Source organism: Burkholderia sp. Bp8998, from assembly GCF_003854235.1.
Taxonomy (GTDB): Bacteria; Pseudomonadota; Gammaproteobacteria; order Burkholderiales; family Burkholderiaceae; genus Burkholderia.
The window spans coordinates 201193-224338 of record NZ_QTQF01000005.1 but is presented as its reverse complement, the minus strand read 5'-3'; the positions used below and the strand labels follow the sequence as shown (position 1 = coordinate 224338).

The 23146-nt window shown below is 65.9% G+C and carries 21 protein-coding genes; 13 read left to right on the top strand and 8 right to left on the bottom strand.

Annotated elements, in window-relative coordinates; genetic code table 11:
• Nucleotides 1-6 precede the first annotated feature (6 nt).
• Genes DIE06_RS08615 through DIE06_RS08600 form a run of 4 tightly spaced genes read right to left on the bottom strand, consistent with a single transcriptional unit; the run spans nt 7 to nt 4118 of the window.
• On the bottom strand, nt 7-1038 hold the full coding sequence (locus tag DIE06_RS08615; RefSeq protein WP_124661034.1) for a bifunctional enoyl-CoA hydratase/phosphate acetyltransferase: 1032 nt from the start codon (nt 1036-1038) through the stop codon (nt 7-9).
• Nucleotides 1035-2855: an alpha/beta hydrolase gene (locus tag DIE06_RS08610; protein WP_124661033.1), complete on the bottom strand. Its 1821-nt coding sequence runs from the start codon at nt 2853-2855 to the stop codon at nt 1035-1037. Before DIE06_RS08610 ends, DIE06_RS08615 begins: the two co-directional genes overlap by 4 nt.
• Nucleotides 2852-3598 (bottom strand): beta-ketoacyl-ACP reductase, encoded by a 747-nt coding sequence (locus tag DIE06_RS08605; RefSeq protein ID WP_124661032.1) that lies wholly within the window; start codon nt 3596-3598, stop codon nt 2852-2854. The genes DIE06_RS08610 and DIE06_RS08605 overlap by 4 nt, the downstream gene beginning before the upstream one ends.
• Complete coding sequence (locus DIE06_RS08600; protein ID WP_124661031.1) at nt 3588-4118, bottom strand: hypothetical protein; 531 nt, start codon at nt 4116-4118, stop codon at nt 3588-3590. The genes DIE06_RS08605 and DIE06_RS08600 overlap by 11 nt, the downstream gene beginning before the upstream one ends.
• A 189-nt stretch (nt 4119-4307) precedes the next feature.
• On the opposite strand from DIE06_RS08600, the gene DIE06_RS08595 reads away from it, so the two are divergent.
• The 4 genes from DIE06_RS08595 (at nt 4308) to DIE06_RS08580 (ending at nt 7758) form a co-directional block, all read left to right on the top strand.
• Nucleotides 4308-5147 carry a universal stress protein gene (locus DIE06_RS08595; protein ID WP_124661030.1) on the top strand — a complete coding sequence of 280 codons (840 nt, stop codon included), beginning with the start codon at nt 4308-4310 and terminating at the stop codon, nt 5145-5147.
• An 8-nt stretch (nt 5148-5155) separates the two neighbouring features.
• A complete protein-coding gene (locus DIE06_RS08590; RefSeq protein ID WP_124661029.1) occupies nt 5156-6355 on the top strand; it encodes an acetate/propionate family kinase in 1200 nt (399 codons plus the stop codon).
• Nucleotides 6356-6424: 69 nt separating this feature from the next.
• Entirely contained in the window at nt 6425-6928 is a 504-nt protein-coding gene (locus DIE06_RS08585; protein ID WP_124661028.1) for a universal stress protein, read from the top strand.
• The gene (locus DIE06_RS08580; protein WP_124661027.1) at nt 6925-7758 is read left to right on the top strand and encodes a universal stress protein; all 834 of its coding nucleotides are present in this window, start codon (nt 6925-6927) and stop codon (nt 7756-7758) included. The genes DIE06_RS08585 and DIE06_RS08580 overlap by 4 nt, the downstream gene beginning before the upstream one ends.
• Before the next feature lie 75 nt (nt 7759-7833).
• Here the strand turns inward: DIE06_RS08580 and DIE06_RS08575 are convergent, their stop codons facing one another.
• Nucleotides 7834-8304 carry a universal stress protein gene (locus tag DIE06_RS08575; RefSeq protein ID WP_124661026.1) on the bottom strand — a complete coding sequence of 157 codons (471 nt, stop codon included), beginning with the start codon at nt 8302-8304 and terminating at the stop codon, nt 7834-7836.
• Nucleotides 8305-8555: 251 nt separating this feature from the next.
• Here DIE06_RS08575 and DIE06_RS08570 point away from each other — a divergent pair, with 251 nt between their 5' ends.
• The 3 genes from DIE06_RS08570 (at nt 8556) to fnr (ending at nt 12355) form a co-directional block, all read left to right on the top strand.
• Nucleotides 8556-10556 (top strand): PAS domain S-box protein, encoded by a 2001-nt coding sequence (locus tag DIE06_RS08570; RefSeq protein ID WP_124661025.1) that lies wholly within the window; start codon nt 8556-8558, stop codon nt 10554-10556.
• A complete protein-coding gene (locus DIE06_RS08565; RefSeq protein ID WP_124661024.1) occupies nt 10553-11200 on the top strand; it encodes a response regulator transcription factor in 648 nt (215 codons plus the stop codon). Before DIE06_RS08570 ends, DIE06_RS08565 begins: the two co-directional genes overlap by 4 nt.
• 381 nt (nt 11201-11581) lie before the next feature.
• Nucleotides 11582-12355, top strand: a complete 774-nt coding sequence (fnr, locus tag DIE06_RS08560; RefSeq protein WP_124661023.1) for a fumarate/nitrate reduction transcriptional regulator Fnr — start codon at nt 11582-11584, stop codon at nt 12353-12355.
• A gap of 39 nt (nt 12356-12394) precedes the next feature.
• Here the strand turns inward: fnr and DIE06_RS08555 are convergent, their stop codons facing one another.
• A complete protein-coding gene (locus DIE06_RS08555; RefSeq protein ID WP_124661022.1) occupies nt 12395-13384 on the bottom strand; it encodes a zinc-dependent alcohol dehydrogenase family protein in 990 nt (329 codons plus the stop codon).
• Nucleotides 13385-13557: 173 nt separating this feature from the next.
• Between DIE06_RS08555 and DIE06_RS08550 the strand changes: the two genes are divergently transcribed.
• From DIE06_RS08550 to DIE06_RS08540, 3 genes are read left to right on the top strand one after another with little or no spacing between them, the layout of a single operon-like run.
• Nucleotides 13558-14565: an Acg family FMN-binding oxidoreductase gene (locus DIE06_RS08550; protein WP_124661021.1), complete on the top strand. Its 1008-nt coding sequence runs from the start codon at nt 13558-13560 to the stop codon at nt 14563-14565.
• Between the two features lie 19 nt (nt 14566-14584).
• Nucleotides 14585-14920: a c-type cytochrome gene (locus DIE06_RS08545; RefSeq protein ID WP_124661020.1), complete on the top strand. Its 336-nt coding sequence runs from the start codon at nt 14585-14587 to the stop codon at nt 14918-14920.
• A 22-nt stretch (nt 14921-14942) separates the two neighbouring features.
• Complete coding sequence (locus DIE06_RS08540) at nt 14943-15638, top strand: LOG family protein (protein WP_124661019.1); 696 nt, start codon at nt 14943-14945, stop codon at nt 15636-15638.
• A 41-nt stretch (nt 15639-15679) separates the two neighbouring features.
• Here the strand turns inward: DIE06_RS08540 and DIE06_RS08535 are convergent, their stop codons facing one another.
• Both DIE06_RS08535 and DIE06_RS08530 read right to left on the bottom strand, forming a co-directional pair.
• Nucleotides 15680-18652 carry a Tn3 family transposase gene (locus DIE06_RS08535; RefSeq protein ID WP_124661018.1) on the bottom strand — a complete coding sequence of 991 codons (2973 nt, stop codon included), beginning with the start codon at nt 18650-18652 and terminating at the stop codon, nt 15680-15682.
• Nucleotides 18653-18655: 3 nt separating this feature from the next.
• Nucleotides 18656-19216 carry a recombinase family protein gene (locus tag DIE06_RS08530; protein WP_124661017.1) on the bottom strand — a complete coding sequence of 187 codons (561 nt, stop codon included), beginning with the start codon at nt 19214-19216 and terminating at the stop codon, nt 18656-18658.
• Between the two features lie 367 nt (nt 19217-19583).
• Here DIE06_RS08530 and DIE06_RS08525 point away from each other — a divergent pair, with 367 nt between their 5' ends.
• The 3 genes from DIE06_RS08525 (at nt 19584) to DIE06_RS08515 (ending at nt 22753) form a co-directional block, all read left to right on the top strand.
• Nucleotides 19584-20354: a sulfite exporter TauE/SafE family protein gene (locus tag DIE06_RS08525; protein ID WP_124661016.1), complete on the top strand. Its 771-nt coding sequence runs from the start codon at nt 19584-19586 to the stop codon at nt 20352-20354.
• Between the two features lie 56 nt (nt 20355-20410).
• A complete protein-coding gene (locus tag DIE06_RS08520) occupies nt 20411-21181 on the top strand; it encodes a transporter substrate-binding domain-containing protein (RefSeq protein ID WP_124661015.1) in 771 nt (256 codons plus the stop codon).
• A 381-nt stretch (nt 21182-21562) separates the two neighbouring features.
• On the top strand, nt 21563-22753 hold the full coding sequence (locus DIE06_RS08515; RefSeq protein ID WP_124661014.1) for an amino acid aminotransferase: 1191 nt from the start codon (nt 21563-21565) through the stop codon (nt 22751-22753).
• Nucleotides 22754-23146: the final 393 nt, after the last annotated feature.

Sequence of the window (23146 nt, the reverse complement as noted above, 5' to 3'; positions counted from 1 at the left end):
AGGACGTCAATGCGGTTCCTCCATCGAAAGGGTGGCCTGTTCAACCATCGGGGCGGCGTCATGCCGAACCTGTGCCAGCAACACCGCGAGCGCACAGGAAGCGACCCGGACGGCGACGCCGTCGGCGCGGCTCGTCAGCACGATCGGCACGCGCGCGCCCACGACGACGCCCGCATTCGCGGCACCGCCCAGGTATTCGAGCTGCTTCGCGAGCATGTTGCCCGCTTCGATATCGGGCACGACCAGGATGTCGGCGCGGCCGGCAACCGGCGAATCGATCCCCTTCTCGCGCGCGGCCCGCAGCGAAATCGCGTTGTCGAATGCGAGCGGACCATCGACGATCGCCCCCGTGATCTGCCCGCGCTCGGCCATCTTCGCGAGTGCCGCCGCGTCGAGCGTCGAACGCATTGCCGGATTGACCATCTCGACCGCGCACAGCACCGCCACGCGCGGGCACGCGACGCCCAGCGCATGCGCGACGTCGATCGCGTTCTGCGTGATGGCCGCCTTCTGCGCGAGATCCGGTGCGATGTTCACCGCCGCGTCGGTCAGGATGAACGGTCGCGGATACGCCGGCGCCTCGATCAGGAAGCAGTGCGACATGCGCTTGTCCGTGCGCAGGCCCGATTCCGCGGCGACGACCGCGCCCATCAGCTCGTCCGTATGCAGGCTGCCCTTCATCAGCGCGCCGACCCGGCCGGACGACGCGAGTTCGACCGCGCGGGCCGCCGCCGCATGGCTGTGCGGTACGTCCTCGATCGTCCATTTCGCCAGATCGACACCCGCCTCGTCCGCCACGCGCAGCACCTTCGCGCGCGGCGCGACGATCAGCGGCGCGATCGATGCGCCCAGCGGCGACGCGTTGATCGCGGCAAGCGCGACGAGGCTGGCCGTGTCGCACGGATGGACGACGGCGACGGCAAGCGGCGGCGCATGGCGCGCACGCTCGATCAGCGCGGGCAGCTCGCCGTCCGCACGCGGCAACAGGCCGGGCAGGCACGCGCCGCCGGGCGGGTCGGGAAGCAGGTTCCTGTTCATGTCTCGAGCACGTAGCTGCCGGGCGCCGCCGCGAAACCGGCGGCCGGCACGCGTGCCGGCACGGCACCCGACGAATGCGCGTGCAGCCAGTCGCGCCAGCACGTCCACCACGATCCGTCGACCGCGGGCGTATCGCGCACGAAGTCGTGCCGGCTGCGGTAAGGCGCGCCGGGCTCGCGCGTCGCGCAGCGATAGTGGCGGCCCGGATGGCCGGGCTCGGACACGATCCCGGCATTGTGGCCGCCCGACGTCAGCACGAAGGTCAGCGCGTGGTGCGTGAGCAGATGGAGCTTGTAGACCGAACGCCACGGCGACACGTGATCGCGCTCGGTCCCGACCACGAAGGTCGGCACGTCGATATCCGACAGCGCGACCGGCCGCCCGTCGACGCAGTAGCGACCGGCCGCGAGATCGTTGTCGAGAAAGAGCCGCGTCAGGTATTCCGTATGCATGCGATACGGCATGCGCGTGGTGTCCGCGTTCCACGACATCAGGTCGTTCGGCTTCGTGCGCGTGCCGAGCAGGTATTCGCTCATCATCCGCGACCAGATCAGGTCGCGCGCGTTCAGCAGCTGGAACGCGGCGGACATTTGCGCGCCGTCGAGGTAGCCCTGCCGCCACATCAGCGCGTCGAGCGCGGACAGTTCGCTGGCGTCGACGAAGAGGCCCAGTTCACCGGGTTCGCTGAAATCGGTCTGCGCCGCCAGCAACGTGATCGAGCGCAATGCGTCGTGCTGCCGCCCGTCGCGCGCGAGCGCCGCCGCGCCGATCGCCAGCAGCGTGCCGCCGAGGCAATAGCCGACCGCGTGGACGGCCTCGCCGCAGATCGACCGGGCGGCGTCGAGCGCCGCCATGCAGCCGTCGCGCAGATAATCGTCGAGCCCGCATTCGCGCGCTTCCGCGCCGGGATTGCGCCACGACACGGCAAACACCGTATAGCCGGCATCGACGAGGAAGCGGATCAGCGAATCGTGCGGCTGCAGGTCGAGGATGTAGTACTTCATGATCCACGACGGGACGATCAGGATCGGCTCGCGTGCGACGTCGGCCGTCGCCGGGTCGTATTGCAGCAACTCGCACAACGCGTTGCGCCAGACGACGCGGCCCGGCGTGATCGCCACGTCGCGCCCCGGCAGATAGGTGCGCGCGTCGCGGGCCAGCGTGCCGCCCGTGCGGTCGAGCAAGGCGTTCGCGTCGTCCAGCCAGTTCCTGAAACCGGCCGCGAGATTCGCGCCGCCGCTGCGCATCGTCGCATCGAGCACGACCGGGTTGGTCGCCGGGAAATTGCCCGGCGAGCACGCGTCGAGCCACTGTCGCGCGGCGAAGCCGACCAGTTCCTCATGGTGCCGTTCGACGCCCGGCACGCCGCGCGTCGCGTCGCGCCACCAGCGCTGGATCGACAGGAAGCCGTCACGGTACATGTGAAACGGCCATGCGGCCCACGCGGGCGCGGCGAAGCGCGGATCGGCTTCCCCGGCGTGCACGGCCACGCCGGTCGTGTCCGCCTCGTCGGCCTCGCCCGCGCGCTGGCTGGCCGCCGGTGCAACGGCAGCCAGCCATGCCTGCATCGCGAGCTCGAAGCATTTTCCTGGCGCCACCGCCAGATGCGCGCCCCAGTCGAGCATCGCCAGCGCCATCGACACGGGCGACAACCCGAAGGTCATCGCGGCCACGTTCGCATGGGCGGCGCGGTTCCACTGTTCGGCGGGCGCCGGACGAACCGGCGCGCATTCGGTCGCGCCCGGCACCGGTTCGACCGTGCGCGGCGGCCGCCTCGATTCGCGCACGAACGGTGTGCGGATGACGGGCGCTTTCATCGCATGTGCATCCCGCCGTTGACGTCGAATTCCGCACCGGTCGCGAATGCACCCGCGTCGGAGCACAGAAAGGCGACGAGCTCGGCGATTTCGCCGGGATCGCCAAGGCGACCGACCGGAATCTGCGGCAGGATCTTCGTGTCGAGCACGTCCTTCGGCACCGACTCGAGCATCGCGGTCGCCAGGTAACCGGGCGCGACCGTGTTGACCGTCACGCCGTGGCGCGCGAGCTCGAGCGCCAGCGCCTTCGTGAAGCCATGGATGCCCGCCTTCGCGGCCGCGTAGTTCGCCTGCCCGTAAGCACCGCGCGAACCGTTCACCGAGCCGATGTTCACGATCCGTCCGAAGCCGGCTTCGATCATGCCCGGCACGAACGGCTTCGTCATGTTGAACATGCCGTCGAGATTGGTGCGCAACACCGCATCCCACATGCTCTTGGTCATCTTCACGAAGGTGGCGTCGTGCGTGATGCCGGCGTTGTTGACGAGCACGTCGACGCGCCCGAACTCGGCCAGCACGCGTGCCGCGCAGTGCTGGCACGAATCGTAGTCGGCCACGTCGACCTCGAACGCATGGAACGTCCGGCCCGCGTCGCGTTCGTGCGTGAGCCACGTCGCGACGTGGTCGTTGCGCTCCGTATGCGACACCGCCACCGTCATGCCGGCCGCGTGCAGGCGCCGGCTGATCGCGGCGCCGAGGCCGCCCATTCCGCCCGTGACGAACGCGACACGCTCAGCGTGCATGGTCGTTCTCCCGTGCATCGGTCATGCCGTTCAGGCGCCGCGGCGCGACCGGCGCCCCGTCGTTCGCGCCCTCGATCCCGCGCTCCAGTGCCGTCATCCAGTCGGCCCACGGCATGCTGGCCTCGTTGATCACGGCGAGCCGCTCCAGATCGGGCAGCCAGTCGATCTGATAACGCGACAGCGCGCCGGCGCCGTATTCGCGCAACCAGCCGCGCCACGCGCCGGCGCTCTCGAATTGCGCACGCATGCACAGCTCGGCGGCGTCCTGCCAGAGCGCGACGCTCGCGAGCGCATAGTCGCGCATCACCTGCCGGGTGGCGTCGCCGAAGCCCGTCCACTCGGTCGTGTCCGCCAGCGCCTGCTGCAGCTGGCGCACCGCGGCGCGGTCCCGCTCGATGCGCCGCCCTGCCAGCGCATGCCATTCGTGCTGCCAGTCGCGGTTCAGCGCGGCCGTGCGCAGCGCGAGATCGCAGCCCGCGCGGCAAACGTCATTCGGTGTCGTCAAAGCGTACGTGCTCATCGGCTTCCCTCCTTCGATCCGATCCATGGTTGGCATCCCGCCTCATGCCGCCTGCCCGTGACCGGCATCGCGACTGCTTCACTGTGCGGGCATCGCGCGCGGCAGCCGTTGATCTGAGTCAAGCGCGCGGAAACCCTGCTTCGTAGACTGGATGGCACTGGCGGATCACCCGTCGATGGAGCGATTCCGATGAGCTACAAGAGCATGGTCGTGCACCTCGATACGAGCGTCCGCGCGCATTCGCGCCTCGAACTCGCATTGCGGCTCTCCCGGCGCTTCGGTGCGCATCTGACCGGCGTGTACGCGGTCTACACGCCGGAACCGCATTCGTTCTACGTGATGGCCGGGTCCGCCGATTACTTCCGTGAGCACCGCGAGCAGCGCGACGAACGGCTCGCGGCGCTGGAACGCCTGTTCCATGCGGAGACGGCACGCGCGAAAGTGCCGGCAGCCTGGGTGCATGCCGACGAGCGCGCGAACCTGGCCGTGCCGCGCGCCGCACGTCTTGCCGACCTCGTGATTGCGGGCCAGAGCGACCCGAACGATCCCGAGACCTATGTCGACGACCAGTTTCCGGAGACCCTCGTGTTGTCCGCGGGCCGCCCGGTGCTGTTCGTGCCGTACACCGGGGAATTCCCGTCGATCGGCGAGCGGGTGCTCGTCGCCTGGGACGGGAGCCGGGAAGCCGCCCGCGCCGCGCATGACGCGATGCCCTTTCTCGAGCATGCGAAGCGCACGACGGTCGCCGCCGTGGTCGACGGTGATTCGGAAGCGGCGACCACGCGGATTCCGGCCGCCGATGCCGCGCTGATGCTGGCGCGCCATGCACGCGACGTGACGGTGCTCGACATCGATACCGGTGCCGGCTCGACGATCGGCGACACGCTGCTGTCACGGGCGTATGAAACGGGTTCCGACCTGCTCGTGATGGGCGCCTACGGCCATCCGCGCTGGCGCGAGCTGGTGATGGGCGGCGCCACGCGCACGGTGCTGGCGTCGATGACGCTGCCAGTGCTGATGTCGCACTGAGCCGGTCGATGCGTACGCTCGCGCTGCTCGTCGTCAATGCCGGTTCGTCGAGCGTGAAGTTCGGCGTCTTTGCGTATCCGCCGCACGGCGATCCCGCGCGGCGGCCGCTGCACGACGGCGAAGCGGTCGCGACCGGCGACGGCGTGTCGATCCGCTTCGACGCCGAGCCGGGCGATTCGCTGCCGCGGGTCGCGGGCGACCCCTACCGCGCCGTGCTCGCGCGGATCGCGACGTGGATCCGCGAGCAGCTGCCGCACGTCACGCTCGGCGCGATCGCGCATCGCGTCGTGCACGGCGGCGCGCGGTACGTGGAGCCGGTGGTCGTCGACGACGCCGTGCTCGACGCGCTGCGCACGCTGACGCCGCTGGCGCCGTTGCATCAGCCGCACAGCCTGGACGCGATCGACGCGCTGCGCGACGCATTTCCCGATGTCCCGCAGATCGCCGTGTTCGACACGGCGTTTCATCGCACGCTGCCGCGTGTCGAGCAACTGCTGCCCTTGCCGCATGCGTGGTTCGACCAGGGCGTGCGTCGCTACGGGTTTCATGGGTTGTCTTACGAATACCTGGCCGTCGCGCTCGAAGAGTCGTTCGGCGCGCGCGCGCACGGCCGCGTGATCGCTGCCCATCTCGGCAGCGGCGCAAGCCTGTGCGCGCTGCGCGACTGCCGCAGCGTCGCGACGACCATGGGCTTCTCCGCGCTCGACGGATTGATGATGGGCACCCGTTGCGGGACGCTCGATCCGGGCGTCGTCCTGCACCTGCTCGAGGTCGGGAAGCTGTCGGGCGACGACCTGGGTCACCTGCTCCATCACGAGTCGGGGCTCAAGGGCGTGTCGGGCGCATCGGGCGATCCGCGCGTGCTGCTCGCGCGCGAGGCGGCCGGCGACATGCCGGCCCGCGATGCGCTGGCGCTGTACGTCCATCGCATCGTGCGCGAGACCGGTGCGCTGACCGCGCTGCTCGGCGGCCTCGACATGCTGGTCTTCACGGCCGGCATCGGCGAACACTCGGCGGCATTGCGCGAGCGGATCTGCGCGTCGCTCGGCTGGCTCGGAATCGAACTCGACGCGCGCGCGAACGCCGCCGACGCGCATGTCGTGTCGTCTGCATCGAGCGCGGTCACGGTCGTCGTGGAGCCGACCAATGAAGCGTGGGTCGCCGCGCGCGCCGCGGTGCGCGTGCTGCGCGGCAACCGCGACGGTTGATCCAGATCAGCGCGATCGGCGCGCATGCGCCGATGATGATTTCATCGATATCCGTTGAAGGGAAACACCATGTACTCGAACATTCTGGTTGCGCTCGACGGCAGCGACACGTCGTCCCGCGCACTCGACGCCGCGCTGGATCTCGCGTCGGAGACGGGTGCACGGCTGACCCCCGTCTACGTCGTCGATTTCCTGGTGCCGGCCTACGACACGTACGGATACGATCCGTCGATCCTGATCGACGCATTCCGCGAGGAAGGGCTGCGCGTCACGGAGGACGCGGCGAAGCGCATGAAGGCGCGCGGCGTGGCCGGCACGCCGCAGATCTCCAATGTCGCGCCGTCAGGTGAAGACGTCCCGCAGCGAATCGTCGTTCTCGCCGGCGAGATCGGTGCCGACCTGATCGTGCTCGGCACGCACGGCCGACGCGGCTTTCAGCGCCTCTTCCTCGGCAGCGTGGCCGAGCGCGTGCTGCGTCTTGCCACGCGCCCGGTCCTGATGATTCCGGCGAGCTGCGCAGTGAAGGCATCCGCCGAGACCACCGCGGCATCAACCGAAAAGGAGCCGTCATGAGCTACAAGACCCTGCTCGTCCATCTCGACGACAGCGAGCGCTGCAAGACGCGCGTCGATCTCGCGCTCGAACTCGCGGGCCGCTGGAACGCCCATCTGATCGGCCTCTACGTGGTCTGCCAGGACCTGTTCGAACCGTTGCGGCGGCCTGACGAGCCACTCAAGCTGGCCGTCTACGAACGCCTGTGCGAGCAGCGGCGCAAGGAAGCGGAAGAAAGATTCCTGATCGCCGCCGAACGCGCCGGACGCAACGTCGAGTGGCAGGCGCCGGCCGGCGACGCGACCGAGGCCGCGATCCTGCATGCGCGCCACGCCGACCTGCTGGTGCTCGGCCAGGAGGACCCCGACGACCGCATGACCTACGTCGCACGTCATTTCATCGAGGATGTCGTGATGGGCAGCGGCCGGCCGGCGATCGTCGTGCCCTACGCGGGCGACGTGCGAACGCTCGGCGAGAACGTGCTGATCGGCTGGGACGGCGGACGCGAGGCCGCGCGCGTGATGGCCGATGCGCTGCCGCTGCTCGCCCGCGCGCGCTTCGTCAACGTCGAGACGGTCTCCCGCGGGCAGCCCGATCCCGACAAGACGCCGGCGGGCGTCGATGTCGCCGCGTATCTCGAACGTCACGGCATTCGCGCGTCGTTCTCCACCACGCCGCGCGAACGGTCGGTGAGCGTGGGCGCGACGCTGCTGAACCGGGTGACCGATCTGCATGCGGATCTGCTGGTGATGGGCCTGTACAGTCATACCCGCATGCACGAACGCGTGCTGGGCGGTGCGACGCGCACGATCCTCGAGACGATGACGGTGCCGGTCCTGCTGTCCCACTGAGATCCCGCCGAGCGCATGAAAACGGGCAGCCGCCTGCGGCTGCCCGTTTCTTGTGACGCCCCTCCGTCACGACCCTCACAACATGCAGGCGCACGCGCCCGGCCCTTCCCGTACGACCAGCACCGGCCGGTCCGCGATGCGCACCAGCGATTCGGCGACGCTGCCGAGCAACGCCCGGCGCACGCCGCGACGGCCATGCGTGCCCATCACGATCAGGTCCGCATTACATTCGGCGGCGGCGCGCGCCAGCACGTCCGAAATGTCCTCTCCGCACGCGTCGATCGTTTGCGCGATGCCGCGCACGCCGGACAGCTGAAATGCGGTTTCCGCGTCCGAGACCGCGATCGCGGCCTTGTCCGCGTCGAGTCCGGCCGGGTCGCGCTGGTCGATATAGCCGCTGTCGACGTCGGCCAGCCGGGGCGCATCCGATACCACGCACATGGCGATGACCAGGCTGCCCGAATCGCGGGCGAGCGAAATCGCCTCGTCGAGCGCGAGCCGCGCGCCGCGGCTGCCGTCGAGCGCCGCGAAGATCCGTTGGTACATGATGCCTCCCTGCCGTCGTCCGGATTCGATGGGTTCGTCAAGCCAGTCTGATCCCGGCGAACGCCTTTTCGTTGACACGGGTCAAGCCCGCACGGCGGCGCCCGTACGCATCGGTCCCGATTGGCGGGCGTCGTCAAAACGCGCACAATCCGGACAACATCGCAGTTCCGGCCCGCCCCGCTTTTCGTGCCTCGCGTCCGGCCCGCCGCCAGTCCGCCAGCCGCCGGCGAAATCCGTCAGGATGAACGGCAATGACAGTGAATGCGCCCTCCTTCGAGGCCGGGCCGGCTCCGCACCGGATCCGGCCCGGCCGATACGCAGCCGTGGCCGCGCTGCTGATGCTGGCGCTGGGTCTGGCCGCAACGTTTGCGGCATCCCGGCTATTGCAGGAAGAGACCCGACAAGCCGCCCAGGCCAGCTTCGAGCAAACCGCGACACTCGCGACCGCCGACCTCCGGCGCGGCCTCCTCGGCGCCGCAGCCGTATTGCACGGTGCGCGCGGCTTCGCGTCGACACTGGCCCCCCCGCAATCCGGGCCTGCGTGGCGCGGCTATCTCGGTAGTCTCAATCTGGACGGATTGCAATCTCCCGTCCGCAGCCTCGGCAGAATCGAACCGAGCGCCGCCATCGACGATCAGCCGACCCGGCACGCGCTGCAGCGGGCGGTGGAAACCGGCAAGGTCGCGATGGCCGCGAACGCGACCCAGGACAGCACCGACGCGTCGATCGCCCGGACGGAACTGACGCTGTACCTGGCGATTTACGCGAAGGCTGACCACGGGGCGCTGTCCGGGCCACGGCACGCGAGCGCGACCGGATACGTTTACGCGTCGCTGAACCCGGACCGTCTCGTCGATTCGTCCCTACTCAACCGCCTGCGCATGGAAATCATGGCCGACGATCCGGCGGCCCCCGTCTATTCAGGCGGCTTCGGCGGCGGTGACACCTCCTCCGGCGCACGCGATACGTTCAGGCGAATCGATTCGCTGACCTTCGGCGGCACGCCGCTCTCGCTGCACTACAGCGCGCCGCACCCCGCCATGTCGGGCACCGCGCTGGCCGTGCTGCTGGCCGGCGTCGCCCTGTCGCTGACGCTGGCCACGCTCGTGCGGCAACTCGCCGCGAAGCGCGCGCACGCCGATATCCACGCGGGCGACACCGCCCCCACCGAGGCCCGGATGATGGGCATCATCCGGTCGTCGATGGAGGCCATCATCACGGTCGACGAAAGCCAGACGATCGTGATCTTCAACCCGGCCGCCGAACAGGTATTCGGCGTCTCCGCGATGGAGGCGGTCGGCGCGCCGCTGTCGCGCTTCATCCCCGAGCGTTCTCGCGCCGCGCACGCGCGACACGTCGAGCAATTCGGCGTGACCGGCGTGTCGGAGCGCCAGATGGGGCGGCAACGCGTGCTGTTCGGCTTGCGCGGCGACGGCACCGAGTTCCCGATCGAGGCGTCGATCTCGCAGATCCGCGACGGCACCGGCAAGCTGTACACGGTCATGCTGCGCGACGTCACCGAGCGGGTGCGGGCGGAAAACGCGCTCAAGCAGTCGCGCGAGGAACTGCGCGACCTGTCCGCCAACCTGCAGAACGTGCGGGAGGAAGAGAAAACGCGGATCGCGCGCGAATTGCACGACGACCTCGGCCAGCAACTCACCGCGCTCAAGATGGATCTCTCCGCCGTCGAGCTGGGGCTCGCCGGCATCGTCGCCCCCAACACCGGTGTGCGCGAGCAACTGGGCGGCATGCACCGCCTGATCGATTCGACCGTTGCGTCGGTTCGGCGCATCGCGGCCGATCTGCGCCCGGTGATGCTCGACGACCTGGGCCTCGTCCCGGCGATCGAATGGCTTGCAAACGATTTCACGCGCCGCTACCGGATCACGGTCGAGCGCGCCATCGCGCCCGTCGATACCGCGTTCACCGGCGCCGGTGCGACCACGCTGTTCCGCATCGTGCAGGAGGCGCTGACCAACGTCGCGCGGCACTCGGACGCGACGAACGTGAAGCTGTCGTTGAAAATGGAAGACGGTTATTGCATGCTGCGCATCGAGGACAACGGTCACGGCGCGCAGGAGCCCCCCCGCGGCAATGTGCAGGAGCGCCCGTCGTTCGGCCTGATCGGCATCCGCGAGCGCGCGCACATGCTCGACGGCACGGTGACGATCGACAACCGGCCGGGAACGGGATTCACGATCACCGTGGCGCTGCCGCTTCACGCCATCCAGCAAGGAGATGTGCATTCATGATCAGGGTACTCGTCGCCGACGACCACGCCCTCGTCCGGGACGGCCTGCGGCACATCCTGCAGAACGCAAGCGGCTTCGACGTCGTCGGCGAGGCGCAGGACAGTGCGTCGACGATCGCGCTCATACGCGACAAGGACGCGAACGTGCTCGTGCTCGATCTGTCGATGCCCGGCCGCAACGGTGTCGAACTCATCAAGCAGATCAAGGACGAGAAGCCGGCGTTGCATATCCTCGTGCTGACGATGCATGCCGAGCAGCAGTACGCGGTGCGTGCATTCCGCGCGGGGGCCTCGGGGTACATGACCAAGGAAAGCGCCAGCGCGGAACTGGTCGCGGCGCTCACCAAGATCGCCGCCGGCGGCGTCTACGTCAGCCTGACCATGGCCGAGCAATTCGCGCAGAGCCTGAACGAGCCGACCGATCTCCTGCCGCACCAGCGCCTGTCCGACCGCGAGTTCGACGTGTTCCGGCGCGTCACCACCGGCGAGTCGATTTCCGAAATCGCGCAGGCGCTCTGCGTGAGCGTCAAGACCGTCAGCACGTACAAGACGCGGATCCTCGAAAAGATGCAGATGCCGAACGACACGGCGCTCGTGCGCTACGCGATGCGCCACAAGCTGTTCGAGGACCCAGACGAGCTCTGACGGCGGACGGCATCGGGCACGGTCGAGTTCCCGCCCCGCCCCGCCCGCCGTCCGTATCCGGCACACGCCAGCGACGATCGCGACAAGTTGCCGCGCCTCTGTAGGAAACGTCCTACAAGACTTCCCTCTCTCCTACCGCAAGTTCAATTCCGGCTGATTTTCTTGACGTCGCGCAACATCCATACTGCAGATCAGAAAAAACGAGCAAACGTGCCTCCCGGAGCAAGGACAGCATCACCGTCGAGACCGGCGTATCGGTCCCCCTGCGCGTCCGATGAGGCTTTCCCGACACGAAGGCGGCAGAAACCAAGGCCGCCGGTACAACGGCCAGCGCGACCCCGCCCGATGGCGAGCCGCCGCTGTCCCCAAACGGAGCCGATCATGCAGAGCAGTGCCGAAGTCTCGACGACCATGCCGTCACGCCCGTTCATCCCGCTGCATCCGGTCGAACCGGCGGATCAGCCCAAGCGCGCCGCGTCCCGCTGTTCGACGTGCGCATTGCGCACCGTCTGCCTGCCATCCGATCTTTCGACCGACGACTTCGCGCGCGTCGACGCGATGATCTGCACGACGCGCCACGTCAAGCGCGGCGAAACGCTGTTTCGCGCGGGCGACGCGTTCAACAGCATCTACGCGGTGAGAACCGGCTCGTTCAAGACCATCGTGATGCATCGCGACGGCGACGAGCAGATCACCGGCTTCCAGATCGTCGGCGAGTCGCTCGGGCTCGACGGCGTGCACACCGGGCACCACAACGGCGACGCGATCGCGCTCGAGGACAGCACGGTCTGTATCATCCCGTTCGGCCAGCTCGAGCAGATGTGCCGCGAAGTGCGGCCGATGCAGCATCACGTGTACCAGATGATGAGTGGCGAGATCGTGCGCGAATCCTCGCAGATGCTGCTGCTCGGCACGATGACGGCCGAGCAGCGCGTCGCCGCGTTCCTGCTGAACCTTTCCGCGCGCTTCAAGGCGCGCGGCTACTCGGCCGCGGAATTCGTGCTGCGGATGACGCGCGACGAGATCGGCGAATATCTCGGGATGAAGCTCGAGACGGTCAGCCGCATGCTGTCGAAGTTCCAGCACAAGGGGCTCGTCGCGGCGCAGGGCAAGCAGATCCGGATCGTCGATTCGGAAGGCCTGCGGCAGATCTGACCGCGCCGCGGATCCGTCGAGCCGAATCCGTCGAGCCGATCAACCGCGCATGCCCAGCACGGCGGCGCCCGACACGCGCCCGCCGCGCAGGTCGTCGAGCGCGCGGTTCGCATCGGCCAGCGCGTAGCGCACCGCCTCGACCCGCAGCGGCATCGCGGCCGCGATCCGCATGAACTCGACCGCATCCGCACGCGTCAGGTTGGCCACCGACGCGATGCGGCGCTCGCCCCACAGCGACGCGTACGGAAAGCCGGGGATGTCGCTCATGTGAATGCCGCCGCACACGACGATCCCGCCTTTGTCGAGCGCGCGCAGCGCGGCCGGCACCAGTGCACCCACCGGCGCGAAAATCAGCGCGGCATCGAGCGGCTCGGGCGGCGCTTCGTCGCTGCCGCCGGCCCATGCGGCGCCCAGCGACAGCGCGAGCTGCTGCGCGACCGTATCGCCGGGCTTCGTCAACGCAAACACCTTGCGTCCCTCGCCATGCGCGACCTGCGCGACGAGATGCGCAGCTGCGCCGAAGCCGTAGATGCCGACGCGGCGCGCGTCGCCCGCCATGCGCAGGGTGCGATAGCCGATCAGCCCGGCGCACAGCAGCGGCGCGGCTTCCAGATCGGAATAGCGCTGCGGCAGATGCACGCAATACCGATGGTCGGCGACGGCGCACTCGGCATAGCCGCCGTCGATCGTATAACCGGTGAATCCCGGGCTGTCGCACAGGTTTTCGCGGCCGGCCCTGCAATACGCGCAATGCCCGCACGTCGAGCCGAGCCAGGGCACGCCCACCCGGTCGCCGACGGCGAAGCCCGTCACGCCCTCGCCCAGCCGGCGCACCGTCCCGACGATTTCGTGCCCCGGAATCAGCGGCAGCTTCGGGTGCGCGAGCTCGCCGTCGACGACGTGGAGATCGGTCCGGCATACGCCGCACGCATGGACGTCGATCAGGAGCTGGCCCGCCCCGGGCGACGGATCCGGCACGCGCGCCTCGCGCAAATGCGGTGTCGTGCCGTCAAACATCATCGCAAGCATGCTCGCCTCCCCGCGCGATCGTGTTCGCGCGCTTCGCTTTCCAAGGCTACGCGTCAGTCTCGGCGTGCGTTCGTCCCGATGACACGCGCTTGATGTGGGTCAACGGCCACCGAACGGTTGCTGACACGATGAAGTGGCGTTGCGCCGCCAGAGCGGCGACCTGGAGATGATCGATGATATCCGTTCCCCCGCTTGCCGCAAGCACCCGCCCCGACCATGATCTGAGGTCGCTGCTGGGCTACGCGGTGCTGGCGCCGTCCAGCCACAATTCCCAGCCATGGCGCTTCCTGGTCAACGGCGCCACGATCTCGGTGTGCGCGGACCGCATGCGCGCGCTGCCCGTGGTCGATCCGTTCGATCGCGAGCTGATCATCAGCTGCGGGGCCGCGTTGCTCAATCTGCGTGTCGCGCTCAATCATGCCGGGCTCGCGCACACGATCAGCACGTTTCCCTCCGAAGTCGATCCCGATCTCCTGGCGCAGGTGCGGATCTGCGACGACGGCTATTTCGACGCGTCCCTCGGCACGCTGTTCAACGCGATTCCCGATCGCGTCACGACACGCGCACCGTTCGAATCGACGGCTGTTCCGGACGAGATCCAGCATGACCTGATCGCAGCCGGCGTCGCGGAAGGCGCCGACATCGCGTGCGTCGATTCGATCGCGCATCGTGCACGCGTCGCCGAGCTGGTCGCCGAGGCCGATCGTCAGCAGTTCGCGGACCCGCGCTTCCGGCGCGAACTGGCGAGCTGGATCGATCCGCGCCGGCACGTCGACGGCATGCCGGCATTCGCGGCGGGCGTGCCGGCGTTGCTGGATTTCGCGGCACCGGTCGTGACGACGGCGGTACGGACCTTCGATCTCGGCAACGGGCTGGCCGCGCTGCATCACCAGCTCGTCGGCGCATCGCCGCTGATCGTGTGCATCGCGACCGTGCGCGACGATCGCGAAGCCTGGCTCGCCGCCGGCCAGGCGCTGGAGCGGATCCTGCTCGTCGCGACGCGCGCCGGTTATACCGCGTCGTACCTGAACCAGCCGATCGAGACGGCCGGGCTGCGCGCGCATCTTCGCCACATGCTCGGGCTGCGCGGCGAGCCGCAGTTGCTGCTGCGTGTCGGGCGCGGTCCGCATACGCCGCATTCGCCGCGTCGCCCGCTCGACGACGTGATCTCCTTTTCCTGATCCCGACGAGGAAACGACCATGAGCATCATGCGTTGCGCCGCCCTCTGCGTGATTGCCGCGACGGCCGGCATGGCCGCCGCGCAAACGACCGTGCCCGAGCCGACCGAACTCGTCAACGCGCAGCACTGCATGTTCTGCCATACGCCCGACGTGACGTTCCTCGGGCCGTCATTCCACGAGATCGCTGAACGCTACCGCGGCGATCCGAAGGCCGCCGCGCAACTGGAGCGCAAGCTGCGCGTCGGCGGCCGCGCGCACTGGGGCGACACGCCGATGCCGTCGGCGATCGATCGCGGCGGCCCGCTGTCCCGCGACGACGCGCATCGGCTCGTGCAATGGGTGTTGAGCCAGTAACCGGCGCTCGGCCCGTCCGTTCATGTCGACCATCATCAAACGCATTTCCACGGGTGTTGCGACGGGCCACGCACTCCCCCGTACCGTATCCGGCGGGTCGGCGGCAAAGACGCGCGGCAAGCGGCTGCGGACACGGCCGGATGCGATAGTCGCCAACGACGACAGCCGGCGCATCCCGCGTCGCACACGGCGCGTCGCCAGACGCCCGAGCCGCCCCCCTGTCGCTGACGACGCAACGCTGCTGCAGCGCCCGAGCATGCGGGGCATCCGGCTGCAACTGGACTACTGGAAAGCCGAAGAGCGCCTGCAGATCGAACGCATCGGCTTCAATATCGAGCTGCCGCGCGAACAGGCGCCGAATCCGTACCTCACGCCGGATCTCTGCTTCCGGTTTCACTACTTCGCGATCCGCAAGCTGCACCTGCTCGAGCGCGCGAAAGCGGCGGTATTTTTTCCCGGCGGCTACGGTACGTTCGACGAGCTGTTCGAGGTGCTGACGCTGCTGCAGACGCGCAAGATCGCGCCGTTGCCGGTCATCCTCGTCGGCGAGGCGTACTGGCGCCGCGCGGTCGACCTGGCGTTTCTCGCGGACGAAGGGATGATCGACCGCCGCGATCTGGAGCTGTTCACGTATTGCGAATCCGCGGCCGAGATCTGGCACGCGATCGGAAGCTGGTATGCCCGCCGTCGGGAACGTGCGCCGGCACGCTGCCGCTAATGCTTCTTGGGGTGCCCTCAAGAAACGGATTTTTTCGTACGCTAAGACCGCCCAGTCGATTTTTTGACGCGCAGCGGCCGGAATCGCCCCTTGGCGACGCGTTTGTTGGCGTGCCACACGTAGTCGCCGGTGAGGTTAATGTGATTCCAGCCGAGCGGCGCGACGTGCGAGATCAGGCTGTCGTCGATTTCGCGCTGCTGCCGTAGGGCGGCAATCGACCGCTCCAGGTACATCGTGTTCCAGAGCGTAATCGCTGCCACCACGAGGTTCAGGCCGCTTGCCCGGTAGCGCTGGTTTTCATACGAACGGTCACGAATCTCGCCCAGCCGATAGAAGAACACCGCCCGCGCGAGTGAATTACGAGCCTCCCCTTTGTTCAGTCCGGCGGATACGCGGCGCCGCAAGCCCGGGTCCTGCAACCACTTCAGCGTGAACAGCGTACGTTCGATGCGGCCGAGCTCGCGCAGGCCGACCGCAAGACCGTTCTGCCGCGGATACGCGCTCAGCTTGCGCAGGATCAGCGAGGCGGTCACCGTGCCTTGCTGGATTGATGCGGCCAGGCGCACCACGTCGTCGAACTCCCGTTCGATCAGTTTGCGGCAGATCGAACCGCCTATCAGCGCCGACAACGCCGGCCAGTCGCCCGGTTTGCCTGGAACGTACAGATTCTTGTCGGCCAGATCGGCAATGCGCGGCGCGAACTCGAAGCCGAGGAAGTGGCACAGCGCGAACACGTGGTCAGTGAAGCCGGCAGTGTCGGTATAGTGCTCCTCAATACGCAGCTCGGATTCGTGATACAGCAAACCGTCGAGCACATGGGTGGCGTCCCGCACCGGCGAATTGATGACCTTGGTGTGAAACGGCGCGTACTGATCGGAGATGTGCGTATAGAACAGCACACCCGGTTCGTTGCCGTACTTCGCATTCCGATACCCGCCGGCCTGACCATGACCGCCGGCGCGGAAGCGCTGGCCGTCCGATGACGAGGTGGTACCCTCGCCCCAGTATGCAGCAAAGGGCAGGCGATGCTGATAGTTGACCAGTTCGGCCAGTCCCTTCTGATACGTCTCGTCGCGGATGTACCAGGCAACCAGCCACGACAGCTTGGCGGCGCTGGTCCCCGGACAGGCGTCGGCCATTTTTTCAAGGCCCAGGTTAAAGGCGTCAGCGAGGATCGCGGTCAGCAACAGAGTCCGGTCAGGCGGCTCCGCATCGCTTTTCAGATGTGTGAAGTGCCGCGTGAAGTCGGTCCACTGGTCGACCTCGAGCAGCAGATCCGTGATCTTCACGCGCGGCATCAGGTCATAGGCCTGCTGCGTGAGCTCGTCGGCCTCTGCCGGCGTCGCGTCATCCAGTGGCGTGATCTTGAGTCCCTTGTCGTTCAGTTCAACGTCCGGCAACTCGCCCGCTGCCGCGAGCCGGGCTGTCTCCTCCAGCGCTTCGCGCAGGCGCTCGATGCGCGCGTCGAGATAGCTTGCCGCCGACGTTTCCACGGCGAGTCCCAACCGGCTCTCCCGATGCTGCTCGTCATACGTTGCGCGCGGCATCAGGTATTCATCGAAGTCCCTGAACTGGCGGCTGCCGATGACCGACACATCACCCGAGCGCAGCGCGTTCTTCAGCTCACTCATCGCGGCCAGTTCATAGAACTTGCGGTCGATGCCGCCTTCCCTGAAGACGAACCGTTCCCAGCGCGGCTTGACGAAGCCCCTCGGTGCGTCGGTGGGTACCTTGCGCGCTTCGGTACGGTTCAACTCGCGCAGCTGAGCGATCGCGTCCATCAAATCCTGGCGGGCCGGTGCGGCGCGGAAATCGAAGGTGTCCAGGAACGTCGGGGAATAACGCCGCAACTGCGTGTAATGGTCAACGAGCAAAGCCGTCGAATCGAATTCCGCGTCACGCGCAAGCTGCTCCGCTTCACGTACGCTGGCCGTGAAGGTTTCCCAAGGCACGGTGGCTTCGATGGCCTGGAATGGATCGGCGCCGGCTTCCTTTGCGGCGATCAATGCCGCGCCAACCTTCGCGTAGAGACGCACCTTGTCATTGACCGCCTTGCCCTCCGCCGCAAAACGCTTTTCGTACTTGTGCTTCGCCTTGGTGAAGAACGAGCCGATCAGCCGGTCGTGGAGGTTCAGAATCTCATCAGTCAGCGTCGCGGTCGTGTCAAGCAGGATCGCAACGAGCGTGGCATGACGCCGGTCCGTTTCATATTCCTCGATCTGATAGACGGCCGTCTGTCCGCCTTCCCGTGCCAGACGCAGTAGCCGGTTCTGATGGACGTTGCGGCCGATGTCCAGCGGCAGGTCGAGCGCGCGGATCGCCTGCAAGCGCTCGATATGGGCCAGCACGGCCTTTGCGCTTGGCTCGCCTGGTGATTGCCGCAGCCAGGCCAGCTTGCTGATGGGCCGGCCGCTGAGCGGCAACAGAAGCTGATCGAGCGCCGCGCGCTGCCCAGTCGTCAGCGGCTCGGTGAGCAACCGATACACTTCGCGCTGCGCGCGCGTGGCGACGGCGGCGCATAGTTTTTCGAGCGCAGCAACCGGTGGCAGCAGCACGTGCCGGCGCCTGAGTTCATCGACAGCGGCCTGGGCAAGCACGATGCCTTGCGTGGTCTGCATCGCCACCGGCAACAGCAGCTCGACCAGTGCACGATAGTGCTGCCGCCCGAATTGCGTGAGGCCGAGTCTGGCCAGCAGTTCTTGCAAATGTTCGCGGCGGGTTTCGTCGCGCGCCGCGTACAGGTCCCACACCGCCGGTGTGACGCCTAGTTGGGCAGCCACGATGCCGATGATCGGCGCATGTGGCTTCTCGGCCGGTCCTAATACGCGGCCTGGGTAGCGCAGATAGATCATCAGCACCGCAATGCCGAGGCGGTTGTGACCGCCCCGGTGCTGACGCACGAACGCGAAGTCCTCCGCCGACAATGTGGCAAGGCGGATCAGCTCGCCTTCGTCGTCCGGAAATGCGAACAATTGAAAACGCTGCGCAGGCGTGAGCAGTTCGCGGCGGGGCATGGTTCACCTTGCCGAGCGAAGATACTGGTACAGCGTTTCGCGGCTGATGCCGTAATCGCGCGCGATCTGTGCCTTGCGTTCTCCGGCCTCCACGCGACGCCGCAGATCCGCGACCTGCGCGTCGGACAGCGCGGGTTTGCGGCCGCGATACGCGCCTCGCTGTCGCGCGAGCGCAATGCCCTCGCGCTGGCGCTCGCGAATCAGTGCGCGCTCGAACTCCGCGAATGCCCCCATCACGGACAACATCAGGTTGGCCATCGGCGAGTCTTCGCCCGTAAACGTCAAGGATTCTTTTGCAAATTCGATCCGCACGCCGCGATCGGTCAGCGACTGGACGATGTGACGCAGATCATCCAGGTTCCGCGCGAGCCGGTCCATGCTGTGCACGACCACCGTGTCGCCAGCACGCACAAAGCCGAGCAGCGCATCGAGCTGCGGGCGTTTCGTGTCCTTGCCCGACGCCTTGTCGGTAAAGACGCGATCCAGCGCGACGCCGTCGAGCTGACGCTCGGCGTTCTGCTCGAACGTGCTGACCCGCACATAGCCGACCCGTTGACCATTCATGACGGACGCCTAGTGAAATGTCAGCTTGAAATCTATGACGTTAGCGGCAAGGCGTCAAACAAATGAGAAGACGGCTCTATCCTGACGGTTCTGACAGAGCTTACCTGACGTCAGGATGGGGTATGCCTCAACTGGACGACAAGCTGGGTTGCAAAGCGGCATTTGGCCCGGTGAAGACGCACAGTTGGCTATTCGCCGATGGTCGCGGACGTTGCCGGTACATAAACCACCCCGTCAGAAAGACAAAATCACTCGTCTTAACAAGAGTCTAGAAAACCTTACCTTTAAAATGCCATTGTCGAACAAAAAAGATTAAATTTCACCTGCCTGTCGCCCTGAAACTGATGGCCTTTGAACGAGGCGCGACATGCATCCTTACGAATTCGCAGTTCTTCTTCTGGCTGGCTTCTGTGGTGGCGTCGTGAACGCCGTCGCGGGCGGCGGCAGTTTCGTTACGCTGCCCACGCTACTCTTCTTTAACGTGCCTCCCACTATCGCGAACGCCACGAGCGCCGTCGCCGCATGGCCGGGTTTGATGACGGCAGCATACGGTTATCGGCGCCGCCTGCTAACCGATCCTCGTACGCTCACGCGCTACGCCGCCACCAGTCTCGCCGGCGGCATGACCGGCGGCGCTCTGCTCATCCTGACACCAGCTGCCGCCTTCGCACGGGCTATCCCCGTGTTAATGCTGTTGGCAACATCACTGTTCCTATTTGCACCTTGCATGCCTGGCTCCGCCCGAAGCAACAACGATGTCCCTGACGCGAGCCACCGCCGCACCGCGCTTAGGCGAACATTGATCCTGGTTGGCGCGAGCGTAATGGTCGGCTATTTCAATGCCGGCAGTGGAATCGTCGTGATGGCTGCCCTGAGTCTGTGTGGGATGCGCGAAACCCAGCTGTTGAACGGCTTCAAGAATTTGCTCGGCGCGATGGCGGCAGGGGCCTCGATCACCGCGCTCGCGATCGGCGGACAAGTTGCATGGACCTCGGGGGGCTTGATGATGGTCGGCTCGTTGGCTGGCGGCCTGTGGGGCGCGCGCGTCGCTCAGCGTATCGACGCCGGACTTCTGCGTGTTCTTATCCTCTCTTTCAGCCTGCTCATGACCGTATATTTTTTCTGGAAATTCTGGTAGTGACATCCCCTTTGGTAACCAACCCAATCCACTCCAATCAGCCACGGAGATCTGGCATGAAATTCATCGTCGCATTAGCATTGTCATTCGCGCAGATCGCTGCGTACGCACAGGCTCCCGCTTCCACGCTAACGCGTGTCATACAGAGCGGCGTCCTGCGCGTGTGCACAACCGGCGACTATAGGCCTTTCAGTTTTCAGCGTTCGCCGGGCGAATTCGAAGGACTGGACATCGATCTGATGAACTCTCTTGCAAGCGAACTCGGCGCGAAGCCCCAATTCGCTAAGACGACATGGGCGAACCTTCTGCCCGACTTCGTTGCGGGCAAGTGCGACATTGCCGCCGGCGGCATCTCCGTTTCGCTCGAACGCCAGAAGCAGGCGTGGTTCAGCACTCCCTACATGGTGAATGGCAAGACGCCCATTACACGCTGTGAGAACGTCGCGAAGTATCAGACTATCGAAGCAATCGACCAGCCGAACGTCCGCGTGGTGGTCAACCCGGGCGGCAGCAATGAGCGCTTTGCAAGGGCGAGGTTAAGCCATGCGCAGTTGATGATCCATTCCGATAACCTTACGATCTTCGATGAAGTCATCAAGGGCACCGCCGACGTGTTCGTCACCGAGGGGGCCGAAGCGATCGTGCAGAGCAGGGTCCACCCGGAACTGTGCGCGGTCAATCCCGACAAGCCGCTGCAATATGGAGAAATGGCTTATTTGTTGCCGAACGGTGACGAGATCTTCAAGAGTTTTGTCGACCAATGGCTGCATTTGAGTTCGGCCAACGACGAGTATGCAAAGTCGCATGCGAAATGGCTCGGCAAGTGACTAGCTCTTCGCGGGCCGGCACCGTCAGCGCCGCATGACAGAGGATACTTTCGTCGTCAATTGTGTACGTCAGTTTGTTTCAGGTTCGACGCGGTTGGTGGACCATCGCGTCCGAATCGGATGTCACGGAATTTGCCGATCTGCGGGCAAAGATCGTCCGGTCGATGCCGACGTGCCGCTCAAAGTATCGACTCGACCACCTCATTCGACTCGGCTCGCATCTTCTTGATCCGTGCCGTAGAGCGCCCTCTATTCACCCGACGCTAGATTTCTTGAGAGACCGCTGTTTAGGGGAATATCGGTGAGGAATCGAAAATCCTGGCCGCCCCTCGTATCGGCCGCGCGCGGCCTCAATATTCACACTTGTACTGAGGATTACATATGTTTTCACATGTCCTACCCTTTCCCGGCGATCCGATCCTTGGCCTCGTGGAAACGTACGCACTTGATCCACGGGCACAGAGAGTGAATCTCGGCGTCGGCATCTACTACGACGAGACAGGCTGCATTCCTGTACTGCCGTCGGTGCGCGCGGCCGCAACGCGCGTTTTCGAAACGAACGCCTCGACCTCGTACCTTCCAATAGAAGGCGATCAGGTGTACCGCGCCCACGTGAGTGAATTGCTGTTCGGCGAGCAGTTACCTTCGCCTTGCGATTCCCTCGCCATTGTGCAATCGGTCGGAGGAAGCGGCGCATTGGCGGTGGGTGCCAATTTCCTGAAACATCATTTCCCCACAAGTACCGTCTATGTGACGGATCCGACCTGGGATAATCATATCGGCATTTTTGAGGGGGCGGGTTTCACAGTTGGCCGCTACCGCTACTACAGTGCGTTGTCCAAGGGACTCGATTTTCAGGGAATGATGGCCGATCTGCGGAACATGAAGCCGCGGGACATCGTCCTTCTGCATCCGTGCTGTCACAACCCGACCGGCGTCGACCCGACTCGCGAACAATGGCTGCTGATCCTCAACCTGATCGAAGAGCGCAACCTGATTCCGTTCGTCGACATTGCCTATCAAGGATTGGGAGCTGGTCTTGAGGACGATGTTTTTGTTGTGCGAGACCTTGCGCGCCGACGTCTGGACTTCCTCGTCAGCAGCTCGTTCTCGAAAATTTTTTCGCTCTACGGTGAACGATGTGGCGCGCTGACTGTTCACTGCTCCGATTCGGCGCACACAGCCAATGTGCTCGGGCAGCTAAAGCTCACGATTCGCCGCAACTACTCCTCGCCACCGACGCAGGGGATGCGCCTGATCTCGACAGTGCTCTCGGATAGCGTGCTGCGGCAGCAATGGACTGATGAGCTGGCGACAATGCGCACGCGTATCGTGGCGATGCGCCAGAAACTGCATTCAGCGCTGGCAGCCACCGTCCCGGGACGTAACTTCGACCACATCGTCAAACAGCGCGGCATGTTTGCATATACCGGTTTGACCACAGAGGAAGTCGCGGCGCTGCGGACGGACTTTGGCGTCTACGCAGTGTCGACAGGCCGCATTTGCGTCGCAGGCCTCAACGAATCGAATCTGGACTATGTTGCGGATGCGTTCGCCAAGGTCGTGCGGTAGCCAGCGCGCTGATTTCCAGATGGGGGGCGAAATCACCCGGATGTCGAAGCCGACGGCTACGGAAGATAACTGCCCGCCGTTTATCCGGACCGAATATCCGGTCCGGACGATTGCCGACTTACGGAAGCAGTGCGTGATTGACGACAGCTTGATCTCGCACGTCGCGCCGCGGATCTAGAGCCACGCGAATCTGACGGGCGTTTGTATGTGGTTGCCAACAAAGGCGCAGCCACGGAGCAATTGCGGCCGCTGCGTGGCAGGAGATCGACCGTGACCCCTTAGCGTACGAAAAAATCCTTTTCTTGAGCGCACCCCCATCTGAGCAAAGTTGAAATGTCGTAGTTCGAGGGTTTCGGCGCATGCTGGCGGCAGTTCGAACTGCCGGAGCGCATC

Excerpts from the sequence above, each read along its gene's own strand:
- DIE06_RS08530 (WP_124661017.1), bottom strand. The coding sequence starts at position 19,216 with ATGAATGGTCAACGGGTCGGCTATGTGCGGGTCAGCACGTTCGAGCAG.
- DIE06_RS08515 (WP_124661014.1), top strand. The coding sequence starts at position 21,563 with ATGTTTTCACATGTCCTACCCTTTCCCGGCGATCCGATCCTTGGCCTC.
- DIE06_RS08615 (WP_124661034.1), bottom strand. The coding sequence starts at position 1,038 with ATGAACAGGAACCTGCTTCCCGACCCGCCCGGCGGCGCGTGCCTGCCC.
- DIE06_RS08600 (WP_124661031.1), bottom strand. The coding sequence starts at position 4,118 with ATGAGCACGTACGCTTTGACGACACCGAATGACGTTTGCCGCGCGGGC.
- DIE06_RS08585 (WP_124661028.1), top strand. The coding sequence starts at position 6,425 with ATGTACTCGAACATTCTGGTTGCGCTCGACGGCAGCGACACGTCGTCC.
- DIE06_RS08610 (WP_124661033.1), bottom strand. The coding sequence starts at position 2,855 with ATGAAAGCGCCCGTCATCCGCACACCGTTCGTGCGCGAATCGAGGCGG.
- DIE06_RS08590 (WP_124661029.1), top strand. The coding sequence starts at position 5,156 with ATGCGTACGCTCGCGCTGCTCGTCGTCAATGCCGGTTCGTCGAGCGTG.
- DIE06_RS08545 (WP_124661020.1), top strand. The coding sequence starts at position 14,585 with ATGAGCATCATGCGTTGCGCCGCCCTCTGCGTGATTGCCGCGACGGCC.
- DIE06_RS08550 (WP_124661021.1), top strand. The coding sequence starts at position 13,558 with ATGATATCCGTTCCCCCGCTTGCCGCAAGCACCCGCCCCGACCATGAT.
- DIE06_RS08595 (WP_124661030.1), top strand. The coding sequence starts at position 4,308 with ATGAGCTACAAGAGCATGGTCGTGCACCTCGATACGAGCGTCCGCGCG.
- DIE06_RS08575 (WP_124661026.1), bottom strand. The coding sequence starts at position 8,304 with ATGTACCAACGGATCTTCGCGGCGCTCGACGGCAGCCGCGGCGCGCGG.
- DIE06_RS08570 (WP_124661025.1), top strand. The coding sequence starts at position 8,556 with ATGACAGTGAATGCGCCCTCCTTCGAGGCCGGGCCGGCTCCGCACCGG.
- DIE06_RS08555 (WP_124661022.1), bottom strand. The coding sequence starts at position 13,384 with ATGCTTGCGATGATGTTTGACGGCACGACACCGCATTTGCGCGAGGCG.
- DIE06_RS08605 (WP_124661032.1), bottom strand. The coding sequence starts at position 3,598 with ATGCACGCTGAGCGTGTCGCGTTCGTCACGGGCGGAATGGGCGGCCTC.
- DIE06_RS08525 (WP_124661016.1), top strand. The coding sequence starts at position 19,584 with ATGCATCCTTACGAATTCGCAGTTCTTCTTCTGGCTGGCTTCTGTGGT.
- DIE06_RS08540 (WP_124661019.1), top strand. The coding sequence starts at position 14,943 with ATGTCGACCATCATCAAACGCATTTCCACGGGTGTTGCGACGGGCCAC.
- DIE06_RS08535 (WP_124661018.1), bottom strand. The coding sequence starts at position 18,652 with ATGCCCCGCCGCGAACTGCTCACGCCTGCGCAGCGTTTTCAATTGTTC.
- fnr (WP_124661023.1), top strand. The coding sequence starts at position 11,582 with ATGCAGAGCAGTGCCGAAGTCTCGACGACCATGCCGTCACGCCCGTTC.
- DIE06_RS08580 (WP_124661027.1), top strand. The coding sequence starts at position 6,925 with ATGAGCTACAAGACCCTGCTCGTCCATCTCGACGACAGCGAGCGCTGC.
- DIE06_RS08520 (WP_124661015.1), top strand. The coding sequence starts at position 20,411 with ATGAAATTCATCGTCGCATTAGCATTGTCATTCGCGCAGATCGCTGCG.
- DIE06_RS08565 (WP_124661024.1), top strand. The coding sequence starts at position 10,553 with ATGATCAGGGTACTCGTCGCCGACGACCACGCCCTCGTCCGGGACGGC.